Origin of the sequence: Suipraeoptans intestinalis, from assembly GCF_009696485.1 — a bacterium.
GTDB classification, from domain to species: Bacteria; Bacillota; Clostridia; order Lachnospirales; family Lachnospiraceae; genus Suipraeoptans; species Suipraeoptans intestinalis.
This window is the reverse complement of sequence record NZ_VULY01000039.1, coordinates 1-8,360: the sequence shown is the minus strand read 5'-3', so window position 1 is coordinate 8,360 and position 8,360 is coordinate 1. Positions and strand designations below refer to the sequence as shown.

General features: G+C 50.1%; 8 protein-coding genes and 8 pseudogenes. 9 read left to right on the top strand and 7 right to left on the bottom strand.

The features are described 5' to 3' along the window. From FYJ34_RS14815 to larC (FYJ34_RS15640), 9 genes and pseudogenes are all read left to right on the top strand, one after another. A pseudogene (locus FYJ34_RS14815) lies at positions 1 to 572 on the top strand (hypothetical protein); the annotation flags it as partial. Positions 573 to 625: 53 nt separating this feature from the next. After that, positions 626 to 982 (top strand): ABC transporter permease subunit, encoded by a 357-nt coding sequence (locus FYJ34_RS14810; protein WP_330582738.1) that lies wholly within the window; start codon positions 626 to 628, stop codon positions 980 to 982. Between the two features lie 8 nt (positions 983 to 990). After that, positions 991 to 1,131, top strand: a complete 141-nt coding sequence (locus tag FYJ34_RS14805; RefSeq protein WP_330582737.1) for a hypothetical protein — start codon at positions 991 to 993, stop codon at positions 1,129 to 1,131. Continuing rightward, entirely contained in the window at positions 1,119 to 1,202 is an 84-nt protein-coding gene (locus tag FYJ34_RS15645) for a hypothetical protein (RefSeq protein WP_416389726.1), read from the top strand. The genes FYJ34_RS14805 and FYJ34_RS15645 overlap by 13 nt, the downstream gene beginning before the upstream one ends. 55 nt (positions 1,203 to 1,257) lie before the next feature. Next, a pseudogene (locus FYJ34_RS14800) lies at positions 1,258 to 1,497 on the top strand (ATP-binding cassette domain-containing protein); the annotation flags it as partial. Continuing rightward, positions 1,477 to 1,911 carry an oligopeptide/dipeptide ABC transporter ATP-binding protein gene (locus tag FYJ34_RS14795; RefSeq protein WP_330582741.1) on the top strand — a complete coding sequence of 145 codons (435 nt, stop codon included), beginning with the start codon at positions 1,477 to 1,479 and terminating at the stop codon, positions 1,909 to 1,911. The pseudogene FYJ34_RS14800 and the gene FYJ34_RS14795, both read left to right, overlap by 21 nt. Continuing rightward, positions 1,901 to 2,513: pseudogene (locus FYJ34_RS15400) on the top strand (ABC transporter ATP-binding protein). The gene FYJ34_RS14795 and the pseudogene FYJ34_RS15400 overlap by 11 nt, the downstream one beginning before the upstream one ends. A gap of 5 nt (positions 2,514 to 2,518) precedes the next feature. Further along, positions 2,519 to 3,270 (top strand): annotated as a pseudogene (larB, locus tag FYJ34_RS15395) (nickel pincer cofactor biosynthesis protein LarB). Then, a pseudogene (gene larC / locus FYJ34_RS15640) lies at positions 3,212 to 4,104 on the top strand (nickel pincer cofactor biosynthesis protein LarC). The pseudogenes larB (FYJ34_RS15395) and larC (FYJ34_RS15640) overlap by 59 nt, the downstream one beginning before the upstream one ends. Positions 4,105 to 4,114: 10 nt before the next feature. Here larC (FYJ34_RS15640) and larC (FYJ34_RS15390) read toward each other — a convergent pair. The 7 genes and pseudogenes from larC (FYJ34_RS15390) to FYJ34_RS12310 all read right to left on the bottom strand — a co-directional run. Continuing rightward, positions 4,115 to 5,053: pseudogene (larC, locus tag FYJ34_RS15390) on the bottom strand (nickel pincer cofactor biosynthesis protein LarC); the annotation flags it as partial. Then, positions 5,046 to 5,796 (bottom strand): annotated as a pseudogene (gene larB / locus FYJ34_RS12330) (nickel pincer cofactor biosynthesis protein LarB). The pseudogenes larC (FYJ34_RS15390) and larB (FYJ34_RS12330), both read right to left, overlap by 8 nt. A gap of 5 nt (positions 5,797 to 5,801) precedes the next feature. Then, the gene (locus tag FYJ34_RS12325) at positions 5,802 to 6,296 is read right to left on the bottom strand and encodes an ATP-binding cassette domain-containing protein (RefSeq protein ID WP_330582739.1); all 495 of its coding nucleotides are present in this window, start codon (positions 6,294 to 6,296) and stop codon (positions 5,802 to 5,804) included. A 107-nt stretch (positions 6,297 to 6,403) separates the two neighbouring features. Further along, a pseudogene (locus FYJ34_RS12320) lies at positions 6,404 to 7,323 on the bottom strand (ABC transporter ATP-binding protein). A gap of 7 nt (positions 7,324 to 7,330) precedes the next feature. Continuing rightward, complete coding sequence (locus FYJ34_RS14750) at positions 7,331 to 7,816, bottom strand: ABC transporter permease (protein WP_330582727.1); 486 nt, start codon at positions 7,814 to 7,816, stop codon at positions 7,331 to 7,333. Between the two features lie 20 nt (positions 7,817 to 7,836). Further along, a complete protein-coding gene (locus tag FYJ34_RS14745; protein ID WP_330582726.1) occupies positions 7,837 to 8,163 on the bottom strand; it encodes a hypothetical protein in 327 nt (108 codons plus the stop codon). Then, positions 8,156 to 8,360 (bottom strand): ABC transporter permease subunit (locus FYJ34_RS12310; protein WP_154478988.1); only part of this gene is annotated, 205 nt, incomplete at its 5' end. The genes FYJ34_RS14745 and FYJ34_RS12310, both read right to left, overlap by 8 nt.

Here is an 8,360-nt window from a genome sequence, read left to right as displayed (position 1 = left end):
GTATCGGAACGGCAGCAACTGCCGCAGCTACCAATGCAGACGTACCGCTTCTTTTGGGAATTGCCGTATGCAGCGCAATATTTGTATTTGTGGGAAATCTGATCGCCAACCTGCTGTATGGTGTGTTTGATCCCGGATCAGAGAGGGGGAGCGTGGATAAAAGACAGATTTGGAACAGGGCGATCCTGGTGGCTCTTTGGTGTCCGCTGCAGTCGTATATCTGGCAGGGATCTTTTTTGGGGATTTCTATGGATCCTTCCTGTTATGATACAAATTATGCGGACAAATTTATATCTCCGGGATCAAAGCATTGGTTTGGCACGGATTTTGTGGGAAGAGATATGTTTTACCGATGTATCAAAGGATTGTCCAACAGTCTGATCGTGGGGATCCTGGCGTCGGTCGTCAGCTCTGTCATTGCTTTGGCGGCCGGAATTGCCTCCGCTGTGCTTGGCGGCCGGGTGGACCGATGTGTAAATTGGTGTGTGGATCTGTGTATGGGTCTGCCTCATCTTGTACTTTTGATACTGATCTCTTTTATGATGGGAAAGGGGGGCAGGGAGTCACGATAGCGGTAGCTCTGACCCACTGGCCTTCCCTGACCAGGATCGTCCGCTCGGAAGTGATGCAGATACGATCCTCACAGTATGTGCAGGCGTCATACCGATTGGGGAAATCAAAGATCTATGTGGCAGTCCGTCATATTCTGCCGCATGTTCTTCCGGTATACATGATCGGACTGATCCTGTTGTTTCCCCATGCGATCATGCATGAGGCCGCCATCACCTTCCTTGGGTTTGGGATGCCTGCAGAAATGCCTGCCATCGGCGTGATCTTATCAGAGGCGATGAATCATATCACAACAGGAAAATGGTGGCTTGCCCTGTTTCCCGGATGTATGCTTCTGATCGCAGTGATTCTATTTGACGTGATCGGAGAAAATCTTAAAAAACTCTGGAATCCGGGAAGCGCACAGGAGTAGGGGGAGAAATGAAAGAGAAAAGTATTTTAACGGTAGACGACCTGGTTGTGTCGTTTCATATGTATAAAGGTTTGTTTCGGAAAGAGCGTCTGGAAGTCGTGCATTCTCTTTCTTTGGATGTCAATCGGGAGAGATCGTGGCTGTGGTAGGCTCCAGCGGATCCGGGAAAAGCCTTCTTGCCCATGCCATCATGGACTTCTTCCCGATAATGCAGCGGTGAGTGGAAGGATTTGCTATGACGGAAAAGAGGCTGGACGCAAAAGACCAGAAAAGCCTCTTCTGGGAAAAAGATGACGTTCATCCCACAGTCTGTAGACTATCTGGATCCTGTAATGAAGGTGGGAAAGCAGGTGATAGGAGTCTATTCCACAAAGGAACGCCAGGAGGAACTGTTTGAAAAATACAAATTGCCGAAAGAAACAGAGGAGATGTATCCGTTTCAGCTTTCAGGAGGAATGGCAAGAAGAGTACTGGTCTCATCGGCAGTCACGGAGATGCCGCAGCTTTTGATCGCAGATGAGCCCACGCCGGGGCTGGGAATTGAGATGGCCATGGATACGCTGAAGCATTTTCGGGAGATTGCAGATCAGGGGGCGGGGGTGCTTCTGATTACCCATGACATTGACCTGGCGTTTTCGGTGGCTGACAGGATCGCTGTGTTTTATGCCGGGACCATCCTGGAATCTGCTCCGACGGAAGACTTTCTTGCCGGTGCAAAAAAACTTCGCCATCCTTACAGCAAGGCGTTTATTTCCGCACTTCCGCAAAATGAGTTTCAGGCCATGGAAGGTGTCCAACCCCATGCGGCCTGCCTGCCAAAGGGATGCCTGTTTGCGGACCGTTGTCCGAATGTGACGCAGGAATGTTTGGAAGAGATTCCCATGAGAAGCTTACGCGGCGGAAAGGTCAGGTGTGTACATGCAACTTAGCGCAGAAAATATCAGTTTTCGATATACAGAAACATCTCCCTGGATCTTAAAGGATGTCAGCCTGAAGGTAGATACGGGGGAAAGAGTGGGGATCGTCGGGCCCTCCGGATACGGGAAGAGTACACTGGCAAAATTCTGGCGGGATACCAGCGTGCAGAGGTCGGGCAGGTTTTGATCGATCAAAAGCCTGTACAGACAAACGGATTCTGTCCGGTACAGCTGATCTACCAGCATCCGGAGCTGGCGGTCAACCCAGGTGGAAAATGGAAAAAACCCTGAGAGAATGTTGGGATCCGGATGAAGAGGTCCTACGGTGCTTCGGCATTGAAAAGGACTGGCTGAAAAGATGGCCGCGGGAGCTGTCAGGAGGAGAATTACAAAGGTTTTGTATTGTACGGCTGCTAAGTCCCAAGACAAAATTTTTGATCTGTGATGAGATCACAACGATGCTGGACGTTATCTCCCAGGCGCAGATCTGGAACAGACTTCTTATGCTGTCAGAAGAACGCAGCTACGGAATGGTGATCGTCACCCATAATATGGAACTGGCAAAACGGGTCTGCACAAGAATCATTGATTTAAGGGAAATAAACCGGAGGTAGGGAAAATGGATACAAAGAAGATACTGGAACAGGTAAAAGAGGGAGAACTCTCCATAGAAGAGGCGGAAGAATGGTTTCGCAGACAGCCGTTTGAAGATCTAGGCTATGCAAAGCTGGATACACACAGAAAGCTGCGCTCCGGATGTGCGGAAGTGATCTTTTGCAGTGGAAAAGCAGACGATCATCTGTTAAGCATCTATGAACGTCTTTATCTGGCAGAAGGAGAAGTGCTGGGAACGAGAGCCGACAAGAGCAGGCGGCGCTTGTCCAGGGAAGATTGAAGGAAGTCGTCTATGATCCTCTGTCACGTATTTTAAAAATCGAAAAGAAGGACAAGGAGTATGTGGGAAAGATCGTAGTGTGTACGGCGGGGACGGCGGACATTCCGGTGGCGGAAGAAGCGGCGCAGACGGCAGAATTTTTCGGGAATCGGGTAGAACGACTGTACGATGTGGGAGTAAGCGGACTGCACCGTCTTCTTTCCCGGGTAGAAACCGTTCAGAAAGCCAACTGTGTGATCGCAGTGGCGGGAATGGAGGGGGCGCTGGCAAGTGTGATCGGAGGGCTGGTAGACAAGCCGGTGATCGCAGTGCCTACCTCTGTCGGCTATGGGGCAAGCCTGAATGGGATTTCGGCACTTCTGACAATGATCAATTCCTGTGCCAACGGCATTGCTACCGTAAATATTGATAACGGCTATGGGGCTGGATATATCGCATCACAGATCAACAGACTGGGGGTATACAAGAATGGGTAAACGAAAACTATATCTGGAATGCTACGCAGGGATTAGCGGCGACATGACAGTGGCAGCTCTGCTGGATCTGGGGGCGGATCCAAAGGTGTTGGACGAGGCATTAAACAGTCTTTCCATCAGCGATCAGTTTCAGACCAGGATCAGCAGAGTGTCAAAATCAGGACTGGATGCCTGTGATTTTGAAGTGGTGCTCCGGGAGGACAATCATGACCATGATATGCAGTATCTGCATGGCCACAGCCATGGGCAGGAGCATTCACACAGCCATGATCAGGAACACACACACAGTCATGATCAAGAGCACACACACAGTCATGCGCAGGGACATTTACACAGCCACCAGGCGAAGGAAGAGGGCTGTGGTCACTGTCACCGAAGCCTGACAGAGATCCAGAAGATCATCTACAACAGCTCCCTGACAAACCGTGCAAAAAGCTGGCGGAAAGTATGTTTGATATTCTTGCGAATGCAGAAGCGAAGGCTCATGGAACATTAAAAATAGAGGTACATTTCCACGAAGTGGGCGCCGTGGACTCGATCGTAGATATGATTGCCGCTGCCGTTTGCATAGATAATCTGGGAATTGATGAGGTGATCATCCCGGCGCTTTAATGAAGGAATCGGAACGCGTTCGGTGTCAGCATGGAATCCTGCCTGTTTCCGGTTCCTGCCGTCGTCAATATCGTCAATACAGAAAACCTTACCCTGCACATTACAGAAACAGAAGGGGAGTTTGTCACACCTACAGGGGCAGCGATCGCAGCAGCGATCAAGACAGATGACAGACTTCCTGAAGAAATTCGCGTATCGAACAAAAGCGCTTCATCACCGTAGCAGTCCGTCCTATATTGGTTTCTAGTTTTACGATACAGTCCGATCCGGCAGCCGGCTGTTTCTGTTCTTCGATCAGCATTGCCCGCAGGATGCTGGGTCTTTCATAGGTCCTCTTTCCTGCCCAATCCCCGTCTTCAGGATACGGAATTTTTCAGGAAGTCTGTCATCTGTCTTGATCGCTGCTGCGATCGCTGCCCCTGTAGGTGTGACAAACTCCCTTCTGTTTCTGTAATGTGCAGGGTAAGGTTTTCTGTATTGACGATATTGACGACGGCAGGAACCGGAACAGGCAGGATTCCATGCTGACACCGAACGGTTCCGATTCCTTCATAAAGCGCCGGGATGATCACCTCATCAATTCCCAGATTATCTATGCAAACGGCAGCGGCAATCATATCTACGATCGAGTCCACGGCGCCCACTTCGTGGAAATGTACCTCTATTTTTAATGTTCCATGAGCCTTCGCTTCTGCATTCGCAAGAATATCAAACATACTTTCCGCCAGCTTTTTTGCACGGTTTGTCAGGGAGCTGTTGTAGATGATCTTCTGGATCTCTGTCAGGCTTCGGTGACAGTGACCACAGCCCTCTTCCTTCGCCTGGTGGCTGTGTAAATGTCCCTGCGCATGACTGTGTGTGTGCTCTTGATCATGACTGTGTGTGTGTTCCTGATCATGGCTGTGTGAATGCTCCTGCCATGGCTGTGGCCATGCAGATACTGCATATCATGGTCATGATTGTCCTCCCGGAGCACCACTTCAAAATCACAGGCATCCAGTCCTGATTTTGACACTCTGCTGATCCTGGTCTGAAACTGATCGCTGATGGAAAGACTGTTTAATGCCTCGTCCAACACCTTTGGATCCGCCCCCAGATCCAGCAGAGCTGCCACTGTCATGTCGCCGCTAATCCCTGCGTAGCATTCCAGATATAGTTTTCGTTTACCCATTCTTGTATACCCCCAGTCTGTTGATCTGTGATGCGATATATCCAGCCCCATAGCCGTTATCAATATTTACGGTAGCAATGCCGTTGGCACAGGAATTGATCATTGTCAGAAGTGCCGAAATCCCATTCAGGCTTGCCCCATAGCCGACAGAGGTAGGCACTGCGATCACCGGCTTGTCTACCAGCCTCCGATCACACTTGCCAGCGCCCCCTCCATTCCCGCCACTGCGATCACACAGTTGGCTTTCTGAACGGTTTCTACCCGGGAAAGAAGACGGTGCAGTCCGCTTACTCCCACATCGTACAGTCGTTCTACCCGATTCCCGAAAAATTCTGCCGTCTGCGCCGCTTCTTCCGCCACCGGAATGTCCGCCGTCCCCGCCGTACACACTACGATCTTTCCCACATACTCCTTGTCCTTCTTTTCGATTTTTAAAATACGTGACAGAGGATCATAGACGACTTCCTTCAATCTTCCCTGGACAAGCGCCGCCTGCTCTTTGTCGGCTCTCGTTCCCAGCACTTCTCCTTCTGCCAGATAAAGACGTTCATAGATGCTTAACAGATGATCGTCTGCTTTTCCACTGCAAAAGATCACTTCCGCACATCCGGAGCGCAGCTTTCTGTGTGTATCCAGCTTTGCATAGCCTAGATCTTCAAACGGCTGTCTGCGAACCATTCTTCCGCCTCTTCTATGGAGAGTTCTCCCTCTTTTACCTGTTCCAGTATCTTCTTTGTATCCATTTTCCCTACCTCCGGTTTATTTCCCTTAAATCAATGATTCTTGTGCAGACCCGTTTTGCCAGTTCCATATTATGGGTGACGATCACCATTCCGTAGCTGCGTTCTTCTGACAGCATAAGAAGTCTGTTCCAGATCTGCGCCTGGGAGATAACGTCCAGCATCGTTGTGATCTCATCACAGATCAAAAATTTTGTCTTGGGACTTAGCAGCCGTACAATACAAAACCTTTGTAATTCTCCTCCTGACAGCTCCCGCGGCCATCTTTTCAGCCAGTCCTTTTCAATGCCGAAGCACCGTAGGACCTCTTCATCCGGATCCCAACATTCTCTCAGGGTTTTTTCCATTTTCCACCTGGGGTTGACCGCCAGCTCCGGATGCTGGTAGATCAGCTGTACCGGACAGAATCCGTTTGTCTGTACAGGCTTTTGATCGATCAAAACCTGCCCGACCTCTGCACGCTGGTATCCCGCCAGAATTTTGCCAGTGTACTCTTCCCGTATCCGGAGGGCCCGACGATCCCCACTCTTTCCCCGTATCTACCTTCAGGCTGACATCCTTTAAGATCCAGGGAGATGTTTCTGTATATCGAAAACTGATATTTTCTGCGCTAAGTTGCATGTACACACCTGACCTTTCCGCCGCGTAAGCTTCTCATGGGAATCTCTTCCAAACATTCCTGCGTCACATTCGGACAACGGTCCGCAAACAGGCATCCCTTTGGCAGGCAGGCCGCATGGGGTTGGACACCTTCCATGGCCTGAAACTCATTTTGCGGAAGTGCGGAAATAAACGCCTTGCTGTAAGGATGGCGAAGTTTTTTTGCACCGGCAAGAAAGTCTTCCGTCGGAGCAGATTCCAGGATGGTCCCGGCATAAAACACAGCGATCCTGTCAGCCACCGAAAACGCCAGGTCAATGTCATGGGTAATCAGAAGCACCCCGCCCCCTGATCTGCAATCTCCCGAAAATGCTTCAGCGTATCCATGGCCATCTCAATTCCCAGCCCCGGCGTGGGCTCATCTGCGATCAAAAGCTGCGGCATCTCCGTGACTGCCGATGAGACCAGTACTCTTCTTGCCATTCCTCCTGAAAGCTGAAACGGATACATCTCCTCTGTTTCTTTCGGCAATTTGTATTTTTCAAACAGTTCCTCCTGGCGTTCCTTTGTGGAATAGACTCCTATCACCTGCTTTCCCACCTTCATTACAGGATCCAGATAGTCTACAGACTGTGGGATGAACGTCATCTTTTTTCCCAGAAGAGCTTTTCTGGTCTTTTGCGTCAGCTCTTTTCCGTCATAGCAAATCCTTCCACTCACCGCTGCATTATCGGGAAGAAGTCCCATGATGGCATGGGCAAGAAGGCTTTTCCCGGATCCGCTGGAGCCTACCACAGCCACGATCTCTCCCCGATTGACATCCAAAGAAAGAGAATGCACGACTTCCAGACGCTCTTTCCGAAACAAACCTTTATACATATGAAACGACACAACCAGGTCGTCTACCGTTAAAATACTTTTCTCTTTCATTTCTCCCCTACTCCTGTGCGCTTCCCGGATTCCAGAGTTTTTTAAGATTTTCTCCGATCACGTCAAATAGAATCACTGCGATCAGAAGCATACATCCGGGAAACAGGGCAAGCCACCATTTTCCTGTTGTGATATGATTCATCGCCTCTGATAAGATCACGCCGATGGCAGGCATTTCTGCAGGCATCCCAAACCCAAGGAAGGTGATGGCGGCCTCATGCATGATCGCATGGGGAAACAACAGGATCAGTCCGATCATGTATACCGGAAGAACATGCGGCAGAATATGACGGACTGCCACATAGATCTTTGATTTCCCCAATCGGTATGACGCCTGCACATACTGTGAGGATCGTATCTGCATCACTTCCGAGCGGACGATCCTGGTCAGGGAAGGCCAGTGGGTCAGAGCTACCGCTATCGTGACTCCCCTGCCCCCCTTTCCCATCATAAAAGAGATCAGTATCAAAAGTACAAGATGAGGCAGACCCATACACAGATCCACACACCAATTTACACATCGGTCCACCGGCCGCCAAGCACAGCGGAGGCAATTCCGGCCGCCAAAGCAATGACAGAGCTGACGACCGACGCCAGGATCCCCACGATCAGACTGTTGGACAATCCTTTGATACATCGGTAAAACATATCTCTTCCCACAAAATCCGTGCCAAACCAATGCTTTGATCCCGGAGATATAAATTTGTCCGCATAATTTGTATCATAACAGGAAGGATCCATAGAAATCCCCCAGAAAAAGATCCCTGCCAGATATACGACTGCAGCGGACACCAAAAGAGCCACCAGGATCCGCCTGTTCCAAATCTGTCTTTTATCCACGCTGCTCCCCCTCTCTGATCCGGGGATCAAACACACCATACAGCAGGTTGGCGATCAGATTTCCCACAAATACAAATATTGCGCTGCATACGGCAATTCCCAAAAGAAGCGGTACTGCATTGGTAGCTGCGGCAGTTGCTGCCGTTCCGATACCGGGATAGGCAAATACAGTCTCTGCAAGCGCCATCCCTCCAAAT